Source organism: Rhodococcus sp. NPDC003318, from assembly GCF_042879035.1.
GTDB lineage: Bacteria > Actinomycetota > Actinomycetes > Mycobacteriales > Mycobacteriaceae > Rhodococcus_G.
In genome coordinates this window covers 12,296-31,611 of sequence record NZ_JBIAOU010000016.1, presented here as the reverse complement: position 1 = coordinate 31,611, position 19,316 = coordinate 12,296, and the positions used below count along the sequence as shown (strand labels likewise).

The 19,316-nt window shown below is 70.3% G+C and carries 17 protein-coding genes; 14 read left to right on the top strand and 3 right to left on the bottom strand.

What is annotated here, in order from left to right:
- Positions 1-39: 39 nt before the first annotated feature.
- On the top strand, positions 40-2,964 hold the full coding sequence (gene uvrA, locus ACFYVR_RS20990; RefSeq protein WP_387476734.1) for an excinuclease ABC subunit UvrA: 2,925 nt from the start codon (positions 40-42) through the stop codon (positions 2,962-2,964).
- A gap of 525 nt (positions 2,965-3,489) precedes the next feature.
- Here uvrA and ACFYVR_RS20985 read toward each other — a convergent pair.
- Entirely contained in the window at positions 3,490-3,867 is a 378-nt protein-coding gene (locus ACFYVR_RS20985; protein WP_387476732.1) for a DUF1844 domain-containing protein, read from the bottom strand.
- 251 nt (positions 3,868-4,118) lie between these two features.
- Here ACFYVR_RS20985 and infC point away from each other — a divergent pair, with 251 nt between their 5' ends.
- The 8 genes from infC (at position 4,119) to ACFYVR_RS20945 (ending at position 10,806) form a co-directional block, all read left to right on the top strand.
- On the top strand, positions 4,119-4,814 hold the full coding sequence (infC, locus tag ACFYVR_RS20980) for a translation initiation factor IF-3 (protein WP_387476861.1): 696 nt from the start codon (positions 4,119-4,121) through the stop codon (positions 4,812-4,814).
- A 48-nt stretch (positions 4,815-4,862) separates the two neighbouring features.
- Positions 4,863-5,057, top strand: a complete 195-nt coding sequence (gene rpmI, locus ACFYVR_RS20975) for a 50S ribosomal protein L35 (RefSeq protein ID WP_387476730.1) — start codon at positions 4,863-4,865, stop codon at positions 5,055-5,057.
- A gap of 66 nt (positions 5,058-5,123) precedes the next feature.
- Complete coding sequence (gene rplT / locus ACFYVR_RS20970; protein WP_387476728.1) at positions 5,124-5,513, top strand: 50S ribosomal protein L20; 390 nt, start codon at positions 5,124-5,126, stop codon at positions 5,511-5,513.
- A gap of 23 nt (positions 5,514-5,536) precedes the next feature.
- A complete protein-coding gene (locus tag ACFYVR_RS20965) occupies positions 5,537-6,349 on the top strand; it encodes a TrmH family RNA methyltransferase (protein ID WP_387476726.1) in 813 nt (270 codons plus the stop codon).
- Between the two features lie 50 nt (positions 6,350-6,399).
- A complete protein-coding gene (gene pheS / locus ACFYVR_RS20960; RefSeq protein ID WP_387476724.1) occupies positions 6,400-7,470 on the top strand; it encodes a phenylalanine--tRNA ligase subunit alpha in 1,071 nt (356 codons plus the stop codon).
- A gap of 36 nt (positions 7,471-7,506) precedes the next feature.
- A complete protein-coding gene (gene pheT, locus ACFYVR_RS20955; RefSeq protein WP_387476722.1) occupies positions 7,507-9,993 on the top strand; it encodes a phenylalanine--tRNA ligase subunit beta in 2,487 nt (828 codons plus the stop codon).
- A gap of 121 nt (positions 9,994-10,114) precedes the next feature.
- Positions 10,115-10,537: a hypothetical protein gene (locus ACFYVR_RS20950; RefSeq protein ID WP_387476720.1), complete on the top strand. Its 423-nt coding sequence runs from the start codon at positions 10,115-10,117 to the stop codon at positions 10,535-10,537.
- Positions 10,538-10,635: 98 nt separating this feature from the next.
- On the top strand, positions 10,636-10,806 hold the full coding sequence (locus ACFYVR_RS20945; RefSeq protein ID WP_387476718.1) for an adenylate cyclase: 171 nt from the start codon (positions 10,636-10,638) through the stop codon (positions 10,804-10,806).
- A 32-nt stretch (positions 10,807-10,838) separates the two neighbouring features.
- Here ACFYVR_RS20945 and ACFYVR_RS20940 read toward each other — a convergent pair whose 3' ends face one another.
- Both ACFYVR_RS20940 and ACFYVR_RS20935 read right to left on the bottom strand, forming a co-directional pair.
- Positions 10,839-12,506 (bottom strand): acyl-CoA dehydrogenase family protein, encoded by a 1,668-nt coding sequence (locus tag ACFYVR_RS20940; RefSeq protein WP_387476716.1) that lies wholly within the window; start codon positions 12,504-12,506, stop codon positions 10,839-10,841.
- Positions 12,503-13,171: a TetR/AcrR family transcriptional regulator gene (locus tag ACFYVR_RS20935; protein WP_387476714.1), complete on the bottom strand. Its 669-nt coding sequence runs from the start codon at positions 13,169-13,171 to the stop codon at positions 12,503-12,505. Before ACFYVR_RS20935 ends, ACFYVR_RS20940 begins: the two co-directional genes overlap by 4 nt.
- A gap of 119 nt (positions 13,172-13,290) precedes the next feature.
- On the opposite strand from ACFYVR_RS20935, the gene ACFYVR_RS20930 reads away from it, so the two are divergent.
- The 5 genes from ACFYVR_RS20930 (at position 13,291) to ACFYVR_RS20910 (ending at position 19,316) form a co-directional block, all read left to right on the top strand.
- The gene (locus tag ACFYVR_RS20930) at positions 13,291-14,826 is read left to right on the top strand and encodes a class I adenylate-forming enzyme family protein (protein ID WP_387476712.1); all 1,536 of its coding nucleotides are present in this window, start codon (positions 13,291-13,293) and stop codon (positions 14,824-14,826) included.
- Between the two features lie 68 nt (positions 14,827-14,894).
- The gene (gene argC / locus ACFYVR_RS20925) at positions 14,895-15,956 is read left to right on the top strand and encodes an N-acetyl-gamma-glutamyl-phosphate reductase (RefSeq protein WP_387476710.1); all 1,062 of its coding nucleotides are present in this window, start codon (positions 14,895-14,897) and stop codon (positions 15,954-15,956) included.
- Positions 15,953-17,197, top strand: a complete 1,245-nt coding sequence (argJ, locus tag ACFYVR_RS20920) for a bifunctional glutamate N-acetyltransferase/amino-acid acetyltransferase ArgJ (RefSeq protein ID WP_387476708.1) — start codon at positions 15,953-15,955, stop codon at positions 17,195-17,197. The genes argC and argJ overlap by 4 nt, the downstream gene beginning before the upstream one ends.
- Positions 17,194-18,132 (top strand): acetylglutamate kinase, encoded by a 939-nt coding sequence (gene argB, locus ACFYVR_RS20915; protein WP_387476706.1) that lies wholly within the window; start codon positions 17,194-17,196, stop codon positions 18,130-18,132. Before argJ ends, argB begins: the two co-directional genes overlap by 4 nt.
- On the top strand, positions 18,129-19,316 hold the full coding sequence (locus ACFYVR_RS20910; protein WP_387476704.1) for an acetylornithine transaminase: 1,188 nt from the start codon (positions 18,129-18,131) through the stop codon (positions 19,314-19,316). Before argB ends, ACFYVR_RS20910 begins: the two co-directional genes overlap by 4 nt.

Sequence of the window (19,316 nt, the reverse complement as noted above, 5' to 3'; positions counted from 1 at the left end):
GAAGTGTCGGGGCCGGAGCGCGGTGAGAAAGGACAGAGTGTGGCGGACCGCCTGATCGTGCAAGGGGCGCGTGAGCACAACTTGCGGGGGATCGACATCGACCTGCCCCGCGACAGTTTGATCGTCTTCACCGGACTGTCCGGCTCGGGCAAGTCGTCGCTCGCGTTCGACACCATCTTCGCCGAGGGGCAGCGTCGGTACGTCGAGTCGCTGTCCGCCTACGCCCGCCAGTTCCTCGGCCAGATGGACAAGCCGGACGTCGACTTCATCGAGGGGCTCTCGCCGGCGGTGTCGATCGACCAGAAGTCGACCAACCGCAACCCGCGGTCGACGGTCGGGACGATCACCGAGGTCTACGACTACCTGCGGCTCCTCTACGCCCGCGCGGGCACCCCGCACTGCCCGGTCTGCGGCGAGCAGATCGCGAAGCAGACGCCCCAGCAGATCGTCGACCAGGTCCTCGCGATGGAGGAGGGCACACGGTTCCAGGTCCTCGCGCCCGTCGTGCGCACCCGCAAGGGCGAGTTCGTCGACCTGTTCGAACAGCTCACCACGCAGGGCTACGCGCGCATCCGCGTCGACGGTGTCGTGCACCAGCTGACCTCGCCGCCCAAGCTGAAGAAGCAGGAGAAGCACGACATCGAGGTCGTCGTCGACCGCCTGACCGTCAAGGCGAGCTCCAAGCAGCGACTCACCGATTCCGTGGAGACGGCGCTGCGCCTGGCGGACGGCATCGTGGTGCTCGACTTCGTCGACCGCGCCGAGGACGCCCCCGATCGGGAGCGGCGGTTCTCCGAGAACCTCGCCTGCCCCAACGGGCATCCACTCGCGATCGACGACCTCGAACCCCGCTCGTTCTCCTTCAACTCGCCCTACGGAGCCTGCCCGGAGTGCACCGGTCTCGGCATCCGAAAGGAGGTCGACCCGGACCTCGTGGTCCCCGATCCCGAGCTGAGCCTGGCCGACGGCGCGATCGCGCCGTGGTCGATGGGGCAGACGTCCGAGTACTTCGGCCGGCTGCTGTCCGGTCTGGCCGACGCGATGGGCTTCGACGTGAACGCGCCGTGGCGGGAACTTCCCGTGAAGGCGCGTCGCGCCGTCCTCGAGGGCAGTGAGCACCAGGTCCACGTCAAGTACAAGAACCGGTACGGACGCACCCGGTCCTACTACGCCGAGTTCGAGGGCGTGATGCCGTTCCTGCACCGCAGGCTCGAACAGACCGAGTCCGAGCAGATGAAGGAACGCTACGACGGTTACATGCGGGATGTGCCGTGCCCGGCGTGCGACGGGACCAGGCTGCGGCCGGAGATCCTGTCGGTGACGATCGCCGCGGGCGAGTTCGGTGCGAAGTCGATCGCGCAGGTCGCGGAGCTCTCGATCGCCGAGTGCGCGCGGTTCCTCGACTCCCTCACGCTCGGCACCAGGGAGGAGGCGATCGCCGGGCAGGTGCTCAAGGAGGTGCAGGCGCGGCTGGGATTCCTGCTCGACGTGGGTCTCGAGTACCTCTCGCTGGCCCGGGCCGCGGGGACGCTGTCCGGCGGCGAGGCGCAGCGGATCCGGTTGGCCACGCAGATCGGCTCGGGACTCGTCGGCGTCCTGTACGTGCTGGACGAGCCGTCCATCGGCCTGCACCAGCGTGACAACCGTCGCCTGATCGAGACGCTGACCCGGCTGCGGGACCTCGGCAACACCCTGATCGTCGTCGAGCACGACGAGGACACCATCCGGACCTCGGACTGGGTCGTCGACATCGGACCTCTCGCCGGTGAGCACGGCGGTCGCGTCGTGCACAGCGGTCCGTACGAGGAACTGCTGACGTGCGAGGAGTCGCTGACCGGGGCCTACCTCTCGGGTCGTTCGACGATCGAGGTGCCGCTGGTGCGGCGCGCGGTGGACAGGAAGCGTCAGGTCACCGTCGTCGGCGCGAAGGAACACAACCTCCAGGGCGTCGACGTCAGTTTCCCGCTCGGCGTGCTGACCTCCGTGACGGGGGTGTCCGGCTCGGGCAAGTCGACCCTCGTCAACGACATTCTCGCGACCGTCATGGCGAACAAGCTCAACGGCGCGCGGCAGGTGCCGGGCCGGCACACCAGGGTCAACGGGCTCGACCAGCTGGACAAGCTGGTCCAGGTGGACCAGTCGCCGATCGGCCGCACCCCGCGTTCCAACGCCGCCACCTACACGGGGGTGTTCGACAAGATCCGCACGCTGTTCGCCCAGACGACGGAGGCGAAGGTCCGCGGTTACCAGCCCGGCCGATTCTCGTTCAACGTCAAGGGCGGCCGGTGTGAGGCGTGCACCGGAGACGGCACCCTGAAGATCGAGATGAACTTCCTGCCGGACGTCTATGTGCCGTGCGAGGTGTGCCACGGCGCCCGGTACAACCGGGAAACGCTCGAGGTCCACTACAAGGGCAAGACGATCGCCGAGGTACTCGACATGTCGATCGAGGAGGCCGCGGAGTTCTTCGAGCCGATCACCTCGATCCATCGCTACCTCGAGACGCTGGTGCGCGTGGGTCTGGGCTACGTCCGGCTCGGTCAGCCCGCACCGACCCTGTCGGGCGGCGAGGCGCAGCGCGTCAAGCTCGCGGCGGAGCTGCAGAAGCGTTCGACCGGGCGGACGGTGTACATCCTCGACGAGCCGACGACGGGCCTGCACTTCGAGGACATCCGCAAGCTGCTCGGTGTGGTGAACGGGCTGGTCGACAAGGGCAACACCGTCATCGTCATCGAACACAACCTCGACGTGATCAAGACGTCCGACTGGATTGTGGACATGGGGCCGGAAGGCGGATCCGGCGGTGGCACCGTCGTGGCACAGGGCACGCCCGAGGACATCGCGGCAGTTCCGGAGAGCTACACGGGACGATTCCTGCGGGAGGTCCTCGCCGCAGCTCCCGTCGTTCCGCCCGTCCCGGCGAAGCGGGGGCGTGCGCCGCGCAGGGCCGCGGCCAAGGTGTGAGCGGGTCGGCTGTGGACACGACGGTGCGCCGGACCGAATCTCGGTCCGGCGCACCGTCGTTCGTGTGCGGCCCGCCTACGTCGTGACGGCGGGGAGCGGGGTGGCGCCCCCGGAGGAGCCTGCGATGAGCGAGTTCACGATGTTGGCCAGGGATCCGAAGAGGCCGTCGATGTCGCCGGGATGGGGCATGGGTGTCTCCTTGGTGATGGCGTGGTGATCCTGCCGAACGCACGCACCGCCGGCCGGTTGGTGCCGGAATCGATCACTTGCCGTGTCCCGCTCGGCTGCGGGCGTGCGTCGGTCGACGGCACGACGACGATCTCCCGATCGCAGTGACACAGTCGCGGTGCCGCTTCCCTCGTCACCTCGGGGAACGTGCCGGTGCTGTGGTGCCCGTCACTGCTTTCGCCGATGTTTGTACAGGAGCAGGACGGTCGTCCGTCCAGGATTCGGTGAAACGAGTTCGCCCGCCCGTTGTGAGGTGGCTCACATCGGACGGGCGGTCGGATTCGGAGTGGAGGTCGCTCAGTGCACGGGTCCGGTGTACTTCTCGCCGGGGCCCTTGCCGGGCTCGTCGGGGTGGGCCGATGCCTCACGGAACGCGCGCTGGAGCGCCTGCAGGCCGTCGCGGATGGGTCCGGCGTGCGGACCGAGGTACTCGACGGAGGCCGTGACCAGACCGGCGAGGGCGGTGATGACGCGGCGGGCCTCGTCGAGATCGAGGTGGGGGCTGTCCTCCGGTTCGGGCGCGGACAGGCCGAGCTTCTCGGCCGCCGAGCTCATCAGCATCACCGCGGCGCGACTGATGACCTCGACCGCGGGAACGTCCGCCAACTCGCGGATCGCCGAATCCTCGTCGATCCCTGCGGTGTCCTCGTGCCCTGCGTGCGATGCATCTGTCATGGCTGCTAGACTTCCATACACGACCGCCCCTGACGACGTCGGGGGCAGCAAGTGGAGTCCGACTCCCACCGCTGTTCCGCGAAGTGTCTTCGCAGGTCAACGGTTCCGGTCACCTTGGTCCGAGTTCCCGCTCGGGTACGTGGACCAGGGTTCCCGCAAGGGGATGTGCGGCGCAGAACGTGACGGCGTCGCTGAGCATCGATCGGTCGACATCGGACCCCGCCTGGAAGCATCCAGCCGGGGTTCTTTTGTTGGGGAATGGGCAGACGGGCTGCCGGCGGTCAGGACGACCACCGCTCTACCTAGGAGGCCCCATCAGCACTGAGACTCGCATCAACGAGCGCATCCGCGTACCCGAGGTTCGACTCGTCGGACCTGGCGGTGAGCAGGTCGGCATCGTGCGTGTTGAAGATGCACTCCGCTTGGCTCAGGATGCCGACCTCGACCTGGTCGAGGTCGCGCCCGACGCGCGTCCGCCGGTGTGCAAGATCATGGACTACGGCAAGTTCAAGTACGAGGCCGCGCAGAAGGCGCGCGAATCGCGCAAGAACCAGCAGCAGACCGTGATCAAGGAGCAGAAGCTTCGCCCCAAGATCGACGATCACGACTACGAGACGAAGAAGCGCAACGTCGTGCGCTTCCTCGAGGCCGGATCCAAGGTCAAGGTCACGATCATGTTCCGTGGTCGCGAGCAGTCCCGTCCCGAGCTGGGCTTCCGGCTGCTGCAGCGTCTCGGTGCCGATGTCGCCGATCTCGGTTTCATCGAGACGTCCGCGAAGCAGGACGGCCGCAACATGACGATGGTGCTGGCTCCGCACAAGGGTGCCAAGACCCGGGTCAAGGCCCAGGAGCAGGCCCAGAGCGGTGGCCGTCCGCCGGCGCCGCCCGCGGCACCGGCCGCCCCCGCTCCCGCGACGCCGGAGAACCCCGCGCCGCCGGCGAGCTGACAGACCGCACGAGTACGCAGCAGTAGAAGAAACGGAAACCGAGGACCCATGCCCAAGAACAAGAGCCACAGCGGCACCGCGAAGCGATTCAAGGTGTCCGGCAGCGGAAAGATCCTGCGCCAGAAGGCCGGACGCCGCCACCTGCTCGAGCACAAGGCCACCAAGGTCACCCGCCGTCTCGACGGTGTCGCCGTGGTCGACAAGGCGGACGCGCCCCGCGTCAAGCGCCTGCTCGGCATCTGATTCGACCTTCTTCCCCCTCCTCGGGCGCGGATATCGCGCGCCCGACCGATTGACAGGATTTTTTCAGTGGCACGCGTAAAGAGGGCAGTCAACGCCCAGAAGAAGCGCCGTTCCGTTCTCGAGGCCTCCAGCGGCTACCGGGGCCAGCGCTCGCGCCTGTACCGCAAGGCCAAGGAGCAGCAGCTCCACTCGCTGACCTACGCCTACCGTGACCGTCGCGCGCGCAAGGGCGACTTCCGCAAGCTGTGGATCTCGCGCATCAACGCCGCCGCTCGCGCGAACGACATCACCTACAACCGCTTCATCCAGGGCCTCAAGGCCGCGGGTGTCGAGGTGGACCGCAAGATCCTCGCCGAGCTCGCCGTCTCCGACGCCGAGGCGTTCGCGGGTCTCGTCGCCGTCGCGAAGGCCGCGCTGCCGGCCGACGTGAACGCTCCCGCCGGGGAAGCGGCCTGAGCAAGCCGATCCAGGAACGACCCGTGGACCCGTTCACCGAGCGGACTCCACGGGTCGTTTCTGCTGTCAAGCTGCAGCGCGGCGCCGAGCGGCGCAAGACGGGGCGGTTCCTCGCCGAGGGCGCGAACTCGGTGACCGCCGCACTCGACACCGGTCGGGCGGAGGAGCTGTTCGTCACCACCGACGCGGCCGTCCGCCACGCCGACATCGTCGAACGCGCCCTCGAGGGCCGGGTACGGGTGTCGCCGATCACGGATCGGGCGGCGAAGGCGCTCGGGGACACGGTGACGCCGCCCGGGCTGGTCGCGGTGTGCCGAACCCTCGACGTCCCGTTGGCCGATGCGCTGTCCGGAACGCCCCGGCTGCTCGCCGTACCGGTCGCGATCAACGACCCCGGCAATGCGGGCACCGTGATCCGGGTCGCGGACGCCGTCGGAGCGGACGCGACGGTCCTGGCCGGGGACAGCGTCGACCCGCACAACGGCAAGTGCGTCCGGTCGTCCGCGGGCAGTGTGTTCCACCTCCCCATCGCGCGCGAACGTGACGTCGACTCGGTGCTGGACGCCATCGCGGCAGCGGGGATGCAGGTCCTCGCGACCGCGGCGGACGGCGAGGTCGACCTCGACGACGCCGACGACCTGCTGGCGCGGCCGACGGCATGGCTGTTCGGCAACGAGGCGCACGGTCTGGACGAGGCGCTCGCCGCGCGCGCGGACCACCGGGTCCGAATCCCGATCCACGGCCGGGCCGAGTCCCTGAACCTCGCGACCGCGGCCGCGATCTGCCTGTACTCGAGCGCGCGGGTGCAGCATCGGGCGTCCGGGACGACCGCCTAGAATCTGCGAGAACGCGTGAGCAGGACCGAACACGAGGAGTTTGACGAGCCGTGGCCAACAACGAGGGCGACAGTGCACCGACCATCGACGCCCAGGCGCTGACCGAGGAGTCGCTCGCCGCGGCCGCCGACGCGGCGGAGCAGGCGTTCGCCGCGGCTCCCGACCTCGATGCGCTCGCGAAGGCGAAGATCGACCACCTCGGTGACAAGGCTCCGCTGTCGCTGGTCCGCCGTGCGCTCGGCGCCCTGCCCGGCAAGGAGAAGGCCGACGCGGGCAAGCGCGTCAACGCCGCTCGCACCCGCGCGACCGCCGCGTACGACGCGCGTCGCGAGGTGCTGCTCGCCGAGCGCGACGCCGCGGTGCTGGTCGCGGAGGCGATCGACGTGACGCTGCCCGCGGGGCGTCGTCCCGCCGGCGCGCGGCATCCGATCACCATCATCTCCGAGCAGGTCAGCGACGTGTTCGTGGCGATGGGCTGGGAGGTCGCGGAGGGGCCGGAGGTCGAGACCGAGCACTTCAACTTCGACGCGCTGAACTTCCTGCCGGATCACCCGGCCCGCACGATGCAGGACACCTTCCACATCGCCCCCGAGGGGTCGCGGCAGGTGCTGCGCACCCACACCTCGCCGGTGCAGGTGCGCACGATGCTCTCGCGCGAGGTGCCGATCTACGTCGTGTGCCCGGGCCGCACCTTCCGCACCGACGAACTCGACGCCACCCACACCCCGGTCTTCTCGCAGATCGAGGGTCTCGCCGTCGACAAGGGTCTGACGATGGCGCACCTGCGCGGCACCCTGGACGCCTTCGCCCGGGCGCTGTTCGGCCCGGAGACGCGGACTCGTATGCGCCCCAACTACTTCCCGTTCACCGAACCGTCCGCGGAGGTGGACGTGTGGTTCCCCGGCAAGAAGGGCGGCGCCGGTTGGGTGGAATGGGGTGGCTGCGGCATGGTCAACCCGAACGTGCTGCGGGCCAGCGGAATCGACCCCGACGAGTACAGCGGCTTCGCGTTCGGTATGGGCCTCGAGCGGACCCTCCAGTTCCGCAACGGCATTCCCGACATGCGCGACATCGTCGAGGGCGACGTCCGGTTCACGTTGCCCTTCGGTGTCCAGGCCTGAGTGATCCAGCAGAGCGAACGAGAGAGCTGAGTAGACGTGCGAGTAGCGCAATCGTGGCTGACCGAGATCCTGCAGCGGGCGACGCCCGGCTGGGAGGTGACCCCGGACGAGCTGGACGCCGGTTTCGTGCGGGTGGGTCTCGAGGTCGAAGAGATCGACCCGCTGCACACCGTCCCGGGGCCGCTGGTGGTCGGACGGGTTCTGCAGATCACCGAGCTCACCGAGTTCAAGAAGCCGATCCGGTTCTGCCAGGTCGACGTCGGGGAGGCCGAGCCGCGCGGAATCGTCTGCGGCGCACGCAACTTCGCCGAAGGTGACCTGGTGGTCGCGGCCCTGCCCGGCGCGGTGCTGCCCGGCGACTTCACCATCGCGGCCCGCAAGACGTACGGCCAGGTGTCCGACGGCATGCTCTGTTCGGTCGCCGAACTCGGCATCGGCAAGGATCACTCGGGCATCCTGATCCTCGAGCCAGGGACCGCGGCCCCCGGCACCGACGCCAACGAGCTGCTCGGCCTCGGCGACACCATCGTCGAACTGAACATCACCCCCGACCGCGGCTACTGCTTCTCGGTGCGCGGCCTGACCCGTGAGCTGGCCAACGGCTTCGACCTCGACTTCGTCGACCCCGCCGCGACCGTGCCGTACGCGGCGTCCGGCGACGCGTGGCCGCTGCAGGTGCAGCCCGAGTCCGGGTGCACCCGCTTCGCGCTGCGCCGTGTCACCGGTGTCGACCCCGACGCCGTCACCCCGTGGTGGATGCAGCGCCGCCTGCTGGTCTCCGGCGTCCGGCCGATCTCGCCGGCCGTCGACGTCACCAACTACGTGATGCTCGAACTCGGGCATCCGCTGCACGCCTTCGACGCCGCCAAGGTCAGTGGCGACCTCGTGGTCCGGCGCGCGGTGGCCGAGGAGAAGCTCACCACCCTCGACGGGGTGGAGCGCACCCTCGACGCCGAGGACGTCGTCATCCGCGACGACACCGGCGTCATCTCCCTCGCCGGCGTGATGGGCGGGGCGAGCACCGAGGTCGGGCACGGCACGACCGAGGTCCTGCTCGAGGCCGCGATCTGGAATCCCCTGGCGGTGTTCCGCACCTCCCGTCGCCACAAGTTGATCTCCGAGGCGTCCAAGCGCTACGAGCGGGTCGTCGACCCGGCACTGTCCGCCGCCGCGCTGGACCGGGCCGCCGGTCTGCTCGCCGAGATCACCGGAGGCCACGTCGAGCCGGTGCTGACGGACGTCGGATCGGTCGCGACGCCGAAGACCATCGCGATGGCCCTCGACCTGCCGAGCCGCGTCGCCGGCGTCACCTACCCGAACGGCACCGCCGCACGGCGCCTGACCCAGATCGGCTGCACCGTCGACGTGTCCGTCGCGGACGAGGGCGCCGGACACCTCGAGGTGACCCCGCCGACCTGGCGGCCCGACCTGACGCAGCCCGCGGACCTCGTGGAGGAGGTGCTGCGCCTCGAGGGTCTCGAGAAGATCCCGTCGGTGCTGCCGACCGCCCCCGCCGGTCGCGGTCTGACACCGCAGCAGAAGCGGCGCCGCGCCGTCGGCAAGGCGCTCGCGTTCGACGGCTACGTCGAGGTGCTGCCGACGGTGTTCCTGCCCGCCGCCGTCTTCGACACCTGGGGTCTCGATGCAGACGACCCGCGCCGCAACACGACGACGGTGCTCAACCCGCTCGAAGCGGACCGCCCGGAACTGGCGACGACGCTGTTGCCCGGTCTGCTGGAGATCCTGGCACGCAACGCGTCCCGCGGCCGCCGCGACCTCTCGCTGTTCGGCATCGCGCAGGTCGTGCAGCCCGGACCGGACACCAAGGGCGTCGACGCCCTGCCGGTGGACCGTCGGCCCACCGACGAGCAGATCGCGGAACTGCTGCGGTCACTGCCCGCGCAGCCGCTGCACGTCGGTGCGGTGCTGACCGGTCTGCGCGAGCCGAGCGGGCCCTGGGGCCCGGGGCGCGCGGCCGACGCCGCCGACGCCTTCGCCGCCGCGCAGACGATCGCCGCTGCCGCCGGTGTCGTGCTCGAGCGCCGTGCGGCGCAGTACCTGCCGTGGCATCCCGGCCGGTGCGCCGAACTGCTCGTCGACGGCGTCGTCGTCGGCCACGCCGGCGAACTGCACCCGGCGGTGCTCGAACGGGCCGGGCTGCCCGCCCGCACCTGCGCGGTCGAGCTGGACCTGGACGCGCTGCCGATCGTGGAATCGCTTCCCGCGCCTCGGGTTTCGCCGTTCCCGGCCGTGCTCCAGGATGTCGCGGTCGTGGTCGACGCCGCGGTACCCGCGGCCTCCGTGGAGGTCGCCCTGCGCGCCGGGGCCGGCGAACTGCTCGAGGACATCCGGCTGTTCGACGTGTTTGCCGGTGAGCAGGTCGGCGAGGGCCGTAAGTCGCTCGCCTTCGCGCTGCGCTTCCGGGCCCCCGACCGGACCCTGACGGAGGACGAGGCCAGCGAGGCCCGCGACGCCGCGGTCGCCGCCGCGACCGCCGCGGTCGGCGCGCAGCTGCGATCCTGACCGCAGTCTCCGCGAGACCCCGGTCCGCTCTGCCGCGGACCGGGGTGTCGTCTTCGTCGGACTAGGCTCGAGAACGGAGCGCGAAACCGCCGATCCTGCCGGGCCGACCGAGCGAGGTGTCATGACCGAGATCCAGTCCATCGTGGACGCAATGACCGTTCTGACCGACGACGAGGTCCGGACGGTCGTGGCCGCGGCGACCACAGGGCGTCCCGCGCTGGCCGTGCTGCACGCCGCGGCGCTCGAGATCCGCGTGGTACCGGCGCCGATCGTCCCGCCACCTCCGACGATCGTCGACGCGCACGTGGTTCCGGACCCGAGAGCCGCCACCGATGCGGCGCCGACGGGATTCACGGACTCCGGGGTGCCCACGTTCGACGCGGTGCGCGAGCGGATCGAGACCCGCGCCGGGACGGCCGACGGCGCACGGGAACTCGACGCCACGACCCCCGCGGGACGGACCCTCGACGAGCAGTACGCGGCCCGGGAGAAGGCGGCGCAGGAGCGGCTCGACGAGATCCGGCGCTCGCTGCGCCGGGACTGACCGGCGGCGCGTCCCGCTGCGCTCGGCGCCGGTGCGTCGTACGGTGGACGCACCGTTCCCGGGAACCGGGGATTCGAGCCGACACGGGAGGTCGGGCCATGGAGGACATCGGTGTCGCGTTCGGGTACATCGTCGTGATCGCGACCATCGTGGTCGTCACGGTGGGCGTACTGATGCTGTTCGCGGTCTCGATCAAACAGGACTTCCTGCAACGGAAGCCGAAGAGCACCGTCTCCTCGGACCTGGCCACTCGCGACCGCGCCGCATGACCGCCGTCCGGCGCGGATCGCCGGACCAGGGATCAGTGCCGGTCGAGGATGGCGGCGAAGTCGGTGCCCGCCGGCAGCGAGCCGTACTCGAGGTCACGGTCGTCGCCGAGTCGGGCGGCGAGGAACGTCTCCGCGACGGCCGTCGGGGCGGTGCGCAGCAGCAGCGACGCCTGTAGTCCGAGTGCCATCGACGCCGCGACCGCCCGCGCACGGTACTGCGCCTGCGTGGCGTCGAGGGTCGCGAGTTCGGCCAGCGCCGACCGCATCCGGTCCTGGTGCGCGTCGAACAGGGCGGATGCGCCGCGGGCTTTCGCGAGTTCGGCGTCGAACGCGGCCACCGACTCCGGTTCGCGGGTCATCGCGCGGAGTACGTCGAGGGCGATGACGTTGCCCGATCCCTCCCACACGGCCATCACGGGCTGTTCCCGGTAGCGGCGGGCGAGGGGGAAGGCCTCGGTGTAGCCGTTGCCGCCGAGACATTCGAGTGCCTCGTACGCGTGGTGCGGCCCGCGCTTGCAGATCCAGTACTTCGCGACGGCGGTCGCGAGTCGGCGGAACGCCTTCTCGGTGTCGTCGGCGTCGGCGTCGTGGGCGCGGGCGAGACGCAGTGCGGTCGAGGTGGCGGCCTCCGATTCGAGGGCGAGGTCGGCGGCGACCGCCGTCATCGCCGGCTGGTCGATCAGCGTGGCGCCGAACGCGGAGCGGTGACGGACGTGCCACAGCGACTCGGCGACGGCCTGCCGCATGCCCGCGGTGGAGCCGTAGACGCAGTCGAGGCGGGTGCGGGCGACCATTTCGATGATGGTCCGCACCCCGCGGCCCGGTTCCCCGACGAGGTGGCCCACGGTGCCGTCGAGTTCGATCTCCGAGGACGCGTTGGACTTGTTGCCGAGCTTGTCCTTGAGGCGCTGGATCCGGAACACGTTGCGGGTGCCGTCCTCGAGTACCCGGGGTACCAGGAAGCAGGACAGTGCCGTGCCCGACGGCTGCTCGGTGAGCGCGAGGATCAGGAATCCGTCCGACATCGGTGCGGAACAGAACCACTTGTGCCCGGTCAGCGACCAGGTGCCGTCCGAATTCGGCACGGCGCGAGTGGTGTTCGCCCGCACGTCGGAGCCGCCCTGCTTCTCGGTCATCGCCATGCCGAAGAGCACGCCGGGCTTGTCGCCGGGCGCGATCAGGCGGCCGTCGTAGCCGCGGCCGTAGAGGCGGGGCAGCCACAGCTGCGACAGGTCGGGCGAGAACTCCGACAGCGCGGGAACGACGGAGTGGGTCATCGAGATCGGGCAGGCGTGACCCGGTTCGATCTGCGCGAACAACATGAACGACGCGGCCCGGGCGACGTTCGCGCCGGGCCTCGGATCGGCCCACGCCGAGGTGTGCGCGCCGTGCTCGACGGCAGCGGCGATGATCCGGTGGTAGGCGGGGTGGTACTCGACCTCGTCCATCCGGTTGCCGTACCTGTCGTGGGAGCGGAACTCGGGGACGATCGTGTTCGCCAGTTCGGCGTCGTGCTGGAACGACTCGGTCCCCACCAGCGAGCCGACCTCGGTGAGCTCGCGCTGCGCCCACGTCGCGTCGTAGCGTGCCACACCCTCGACCAGAGGGATGTTCGCCGTGTACTCGTTGACGCCGACGCGCGGCGGTGCCTGGTTGAACACCTCGTGGGTGCGGAATCCGGTCGGGGCAATGGCGGTCATCGGTGCGTTCCTTCGATCGGTGTTGCTGAGCTGGCGGGGTTGTCGTGCCCGACGAAGCCGATGCCGTGGAGGCAGAAGCGCAGGATCGCCTCGACGGTCCGGGCGTCGTCGGTGGAGTCGGCGGTGACGGCGTGGGTGGGGGACAGGCGCCCGGTGAGCGATTCACTGATCGCGCCGATCAGTGCCGCGGCGGTGACCTCGAGATGCTGGGGTGGGAACTCGCCGGAGGCCATGCCGTCGCGGAGGATCTCGGTGGTCAGGGCGTGGTAGGACGCGCGGTAGGTCAGTCGCTCGGCGTCGATGCGCGGGTCGACCGGTTCGAACAGCAGCGACCAGGCGAGCTGCCTGCCCTTGATGGCGCGCCGCGCGAACGTCTCGACGAGTGCCCGCAGCCGGTCGGCGGCGCCGTCCGCGTTGTCGACGGCGGCGCGGACCGCGGCGAGCTCCTGGTCGGCGCCGACTCGGAAGACCGCGGCGAGCAGGTCGGCGCTGCCGTCGAAGTACGAGTACACCGAACCGACGCTGACCTGGCACTTCTCGGCGATCGCCTTGACGGTGGCGGCGGAGAATCCGCCGCTCGCGACGAGGGCGGTCGCCTCGGTCAGCAGGGCGGCCCGCCGCTGCGCCTGTGCGGCGCGCGTCTTCTCCGTCGACCGGTACGCCACCTGCTCGCCCCTTCCCCAAAGCTTTGAATCATGATTCAATCCTTCGCGGTTGACTGTAGAACGAATCCCGACCCACGGCAACGCCCGGCGGACGGCGGGCGAGCGCGAGGAGTGACCCGATGAACCTGACGGCGATGCTGGAGAGCACGGCACGCAAGTATCCGAACAAGGACGCGATCGTCTACGGCGACGAGCGGATCACCTACGCCGAACTGCTCGCCGCGTCGGAGCGGGCGGCAGCGGTGCTGCGATCGCGCGGGGTCGGCCGGGGTGACCGCGTGGCCGTGATGACCTACAACAGTCCCGCCTTCGCGATCGCGGCGTTCGGTGCCTGGCGTGCGGGTGCGGCCCTGGTGCCGGTCAATCACAAGCTCGCGCCACCCGAGGTCGAGTACACGCTCGGGCACTGCGGAGCCCGGGTCGGTGTGGTCTCGGCCGACCTGCGTGACAACGCGGAGGCCGGCGCTCCGCAGGTCGACTGGCTGCTCACCGAGCCCGGCGAGGAGGCGGCGACCCATGCCGACCGCGACTTCGACGCACTCGTCGCCGCCGCGGAGGGGTGGGACGGTGTGGAGGTCGACGAGACGGACATCGCGCAGGTGCTCTACACCTCCGGCACGACCAGTGCCCCGAAGGGCTGCCTGCACACCCACCGGTCGATCACCACCGTCGCGCCGTACATCTCGACCACCCTGGGTCTCGACCGGGACGAGCGGGTGCTGATCGCGATGCCGATCTGGCACGCCGCTCCGCTCAACGTCTGGTTCGTCCCGACGATGTTCCTCGGCGGGACGGTCGTCCTGATGCGCGAGTATCACCCGATTGAGTTCCTGAATATCATTCCCGCGCAACAGATCACGGCCTTCTTCGGGGCTCCGATCGCGTATCTGGCACCGCTGCAGGCGGCGAAGGCGGCCGGGATCGACCTGGCGGACTTCGACTTCTCGTCGATGCGACGCTGGACCTACGGCGGCGCGCCGATCGGCGCCGAGGTGGCCCGGCAGCTGCAGGACGCCTACCGGTCCGAGGACTTCTACCAGGTCTACGGCATGAGCGAGATGGGGCCGACCGGCACCGCGCTGTACCCGCACGAGCAGATCGCCAAGGCGGGGTCGATCGGCCGCGGTGGCATGCCGGGCGTCGACCTGCGTGTGGTGCGCCCGGACGGCGTCGACGCCGGTCCGGGGGAGACCGGGGAGATCTGGCTCGCGGGCGACACCCGGATGGTCGGCTACCTCGACAACGAGGACGCGACGGCGGAGGTGTTCGCGGGCCGCTGGTACCGCAGCGGCGACGTCGCGCGTCTCGACGACGACGGCTACATCCACATCGTCGACCGCACCAAGGACGTGATCATCACCGGCGGGGAGAACGTCTACTCGCAGGAGGTGGAGGAGGCGATCCGTCCGTGGGAGGAGGTGCTCGACGTCGCGGTGATCGGGCGACCGCACCCGGAGTGGGGTGAGACGGTTGTCGCCGTGGTCGTCCCGGCTCCGGGCGAGCGGATCGACCTCGAGGGGCTGCGGTCGTACCTGTCGGACAAGCTGGCCCGCTACAAGATCCCACGCGAACTGGTCCTGGTCGACGAGCTGCCCCGCAACCCGTCCGGCAAGCTCACCAAACACGTCCTGCGCGAGTCGGTCTTCGCGGTGTAATGCTTGACGAGGGGCTTGCGTGCGCCGCCCGGATGAATGGGCTTGCATGATGGTGCATAATCGTCCATATGGTCACCACAGCAGCTTCCACGACACCGATCCGGGTCGCGATCGCAGGGGCGAGCGGGTACGCGGGCGGCGAGATCCTGCGCCTGCTGCTCGGGCACCCCGCCCACCGCGACGGCAGGCTCACGATCGGTGCGCTCACCGCCGGTGGTAACGCGGGCTCGACGCTGGGCGCATTCCATCCGCACCTGCTCCCGCTCGCCGACCGCGTCCTCGAGGCGACGACCCTCGACGTCCTCGCCGGCCACGACGTGGTGTTCCTCGGCCTGCCGCACGGCAACTCCGCCGAGATCGCCAAGGCCCTGCCCGCGAGCACCGTGATCATCGACTGCGGTGCCGACTTCCGGCTCACCAACGCCGCCGACTGGGAGAAGTTCTACGGCAGCCCCCACGCCGGCACCTGGCCCTACGGGCTGCCCGAACTGCCCGGCAACCGGGACAAGCTCACCGGCGCCACGCGTATCGCGGTGCCGGGCTGCTACCCGACCGCGGCCAGTCTGGCGATGGCGCCGGCCGTCGCGGCGGGCATCGTCGAGCCGCGCGTCACCGTGGTCGCGGTCAGTGGCACCTCCGGAGCAGGTCGGGCCCCGAAGGCGGACCTGCTCGGCTCCGAGGTGATGGGGTCGGTGAAGGCGTACGGGGTCGGCGGCGTGCACCGGCACACCCCCGAGATCACCCAGAACCTCTCCGCTCTCGCCGGCACCGACGTCACCGTCTCGTTCACCCCGGTGCTCGCGCCGATGCCCCGGGGCATCCTCGCCACCTGCACCGCGCAGACCACCGCGGACCTCGCGCAGGCCCGCGCGGTCTACGAGAAGGCGTACGCGGACGAACCTTTCGTGCACGTCCTGCCGGAGAACGTCTACCCGCAGACCGGTGCCGTCATCGGCTCCAACGCCGTGCAGATCGGTGTCACCGTCGACGAGTCCGCCGGGCTGCTCGTCGTGATCGCCGCGATCGACAACCTCACCAAGGGCACCGCAGGCGGTGCCGTCCAATCCATGAACCTGGCCCTCGGCCTGCCCGAGACCGATGGTCTCTCGACTGTGGGAGTAGCCCCGTGAACACCGTCCCCGACACCACCTCCGCCGAGGCCCGGGAGGTCGCGGGTGGTCGGCTCGTCCGCACCCAGGGCGTCACCGCGCCCGCCGGCTTCCGGGGCGCGGGCATCGCGGCCGGCATCAAGGCGAGCGGCAAGCCCGACCTCGCACTGGTGTTCAACGAGGGCCCCGACACCGCCGCCGCGGGCGTGTTCACCAGCAACAAGGTCAAAGCGGCCCCGGTCCTGTGGTCGCAGCAGGTTCTGACGGCCGGTGCGTTGCGGGCGGTGGTCCTCAACTCCGGCGGTGCCAACGCCTGCACCGGAGCCGGCGGATTCCAGGACACCCACGCCACCGCCGAGCACGTCGCCGCCACCCTGAGCGACTGGGGCACCGAGACCGGAGCCGGTGAGGTGGCCGTCTGCTCCACCGGCCTGATCGGCGACCGGCTGCCGATGGACAAGGTGCTCGCCGGGGTCACCGAGATCGTCCACGAACTGGCCGGCGGGATCAGCGGCGGCACCGACGCCGCCCACGCGATCATGACCACCGACACCGTGCCCAAGCAGGCGGCGCTGCACCACGCGGACAAGTGGAACGTCGGCGGGATGGCCAAGGGCGCGGGGATGCTCGCACCCGCACTGGCCACGATGCTGTCCGTCGTGACCACCGACGCCGTCGCCACGCCGGCACAGCTCGACGAGGCGCTGCGCTCCGCGACCCGGCTCTCCTTCGACCGCCTCGACGTCGACGGCGCCACCTCGACCAACGACACGGTGCTGCTCCTGGCGTCCGGCGCCAGCGGCGTCGCCCCGAGCCAGGACGAACTCAACGCCGCGGTCCTCGCGATCTGCGACGACCTCGCCGACCAGATGATGGCCGACGCGGAGGGCGTCACCAAGCGCGTCACTGTCACCGTCGCCGGCGCGGTGAGCGAGTCCGACGCCCTCGTCGGCGCCCGGACCGTCGCCCGGGACAGCCTCGTCAAGACCGCGCTGTTCGGATCCGACCCCAACTGGGGTCGCGTGCTCGCCGCGATCGGCATCGCGCCGATCGAACTCGACCCCGACCGGATCTCGGTGTCCTTCAACGGAAACCCGGTGTGCATCGACGGCGTCGGCGCGCCCGGTGCCCGCGAGGTGGACCTGTCCGGCATCGACATCGCCCTGCACATCGACCTCGGACTCGGCGACGCGGAGGTCTCCATCCGCACCACCGACCTCTCGCACGCGTATGTCGAAGAGAACTCCGCGTACTCGTCATGAGCGAGAGCATCCTGGGCCTGACCTCGAGTCAGAAGGCGTACGTCCTCGCCGAGGCGCTGCCGTGGCTGCAGCGGTTCCACGGCAAGATCGTCGTCGTCAAGTACGGCGGCAACGCGATGGTCGACGACGAACTCAAGGCCGCGTTCGCCGAGGACATGGCGTTCCTGCGGACCGTGGGCATCCATCCCGTCGTCGTGCACGGCGGCGGACCGCAGATCAACGCGATGCTCGAGCGTCTCGGTATGAAGGGCGAGTTCCGCGGCGGCTTCCGCGTGACCACCCCCGAGGTGATGGACGTCGTGCGGATGGTGCTCTTCGGTCAGGTCGGCCGCGAACTGGTCGGGCTGATCAACGCCCACGGCCCGTACGCGGTCGGGATCTCCGGTGAGGACGCACACCTGTTCACCGCGACCCGCCGCACGGTCGTCGTCGACGGCGAGCCGACCGACATCGGCCTCGTCGGCGACGTCACCACCGTCAACCCCGACGCGGTGCTCGATCTCATTGCCGCCGGACGCATCCCCGTCGTGTCGACGATCGCGCCCGACGCCGACGGGGTCGTGCACAACATCAACGCCGACACCGCCACCGCCGCGCTCGCCGAGGCGCTCGGCGCGGAGAAACTCGTCGTCCTCACCGACGTCGAGGGCCTCTACACCGACTGGCCCGACCGCAGCTCGCTCGCTTCCGTGATCGACACCGACGCGCTGGAAACGCTTCTGCCGTCCCTCGATTCGGGAATGGTGCCGAAGATGGAGGCGTGCCTGCGCGCCGTGCACGGCGGCGTCCCCACCGCCCACGTCATCGACGGCCGGGTGCCCCACGCGGTGCTCCTCGAGCTGCTCACCGTCGAGGGCATCGGCACGATGGTGACGCCCGCCCCCCACCCAGTGGTCGTCCCAGCAACAACACCCGAAGAGGAAGGCTCCGCATGACCGGCACCTCCGCCCTCCAGCAGCGCTGGTCCGGGGCGCTGATGAACAACTACGGCGTGCCCCGCGTCGCGCTCGTCTCCGGTGACGGCGCCGTGGTCACCGACGCCGACGGCAAGCAGTACCTGGATCTGCTCGGCGGCATCGCCGTCAACATCCTCGGCCACCGGCACCCGGCGATCATCGATGCCGTCACCGCACAGCTCAACACCCTCGGTCACGTGTCCAACCTGTACGCCAGCGAGCCGGCCGTCGCGCTCGCCGAGCAGCTGCTGCACCATCTCGGGCATCCCGGCCGGGTGTTCCTGTGCAACTCCGGGACCGAGGCCAACGAAGCGGCGTTCAAGATCGCCCGGCTCACCGGCCGCCCCAGGATCATCGCCGCCGAGAAGGCGTTCCACGGCCGGACCATGGGCGCGCTCGCGCTCACCGGGCAGCCGGAGAAGCGGGCACCGTTCGAGCCGATGCCGCCCGGGGTCGAGTTCGTGCCCTACGGCGACATCGCCGCCCTCGACGCGGCCGTCGACTCCGACACCGCCGCGGTGTTCCTCGAACCGATCATGGGCGAATCCGGGGTCGTCGTCCCGCCCGAGGGCTACCTGGCCGAGGCGCGGCGGATCACCGCCGAGCGGGGCGCACTGCTCGTGTTCGACGAGGTGCAGACCGGCATCGCCCGCACCGGCTGGTTCTACGCCCACCAGGCGGCGGGCGTGGTGCCCGACGTGATGACGCTCGCGAAGGGGCTCGGCGGTGGCCTGCCGATCGGAGCCTGCATCGCCACCGGAGCCACGGCCGAGCTGCTCACGCCCGGCAAGCACGGCACCACCTTCGGCGGCAATCCGGTCTGCGCGGCCGCGGCGCTCGCGGTGCTCCGGACCGTCGAGCAGGACGATCTGATCAGCCACGCCGACACCGTCGGCAAATCGCTGTCCGCCGGCATCGAGGCGCTCGGACATCCGCTCGTCGACCACGTCCGCGGCGCCGGACTGCTGCTCGGCATCGTGCTCACCGCCACCGTCGCACCGGCCGTCGAGGCCGCGGCCCGGGACGCCGGATTCCTCGTCAACGCGGCCGCCCCGGACGTGGTGCGTCTCGCGCCGCCGTTGATCCTCACCGAGGAGCAGGCCCAGGGATTCGTCAGCGCCCTGCCGACCATCCTCGACACCGCCACCGCCGAAGGGAACTGA

Excerpts from the sequence above, each read along its gene's own strand:
- ACFYVR_RS20985 (WP_387476732.1), bottom strand. The coding sequence starts at position 3,867 with ATGACAGATGCATCGCACGCAGGGCACGAGGACACCGCAGGGATCGAC.
- ACFYVR_RS20945 (WP_387476718.1), top strand. The coding sequence starts at position 10,636 with ATGGAGGACATCGGTGTCGCGTTCGGGTACATCGTCGTGATCGCGACC.
- ACFYVR_RS20930 (WP_387476712.1), top strand. The coding sequence starts at position 13,291 with ATGAACCTGACGGCGATGCTGGAGAGCACGGCACGCAAGTATCCGAAC.
- argB (WP_387476706.1), top strand. The coding sequence starts at position 17,194 with ATGAGCGAGAGCATCCTGGGCCTGACCTCGAGTCAGAAGGCGTACGTC.
- ACFYVR_RS20950 (WP_387476720.1), top strand. The coding sequence starts at position 10,115 with ATGACCGAGATCCAGTCCATCGTGGACGCAATGACCGTTCTGACCGAC.
- argC (WP_387476710.1), top strand. The coding sequence starts at position 14,895 with ATGGTCACCACAGCAGCTTCCACGACACCGATCCGGGTCGCGATCGCA.
- ACFYVR_RS20940 (WP_387476716.1), bottom strand. The coding sequence starts at position 12,506 with ATGACCGCCATTGCCCCGACCGGATTCCGCACCCACGAGGTGTTCAAC.
- ACFYVR_RS20910 (WP_387476704.1), top strand. The coding sequence starts at position 18,129 with ATGACCGGCACCTCCGCCCTCCAGCAGCGCTGGTCCGGGGCGCTGATG.
- rpmI (WP_387476730.1), top strand. The coding sequence starts at position 4,863 with ATGCCCAAGAACAAGAGCCACAGCGGCACCGCGAAGCGATTCAAGGTG.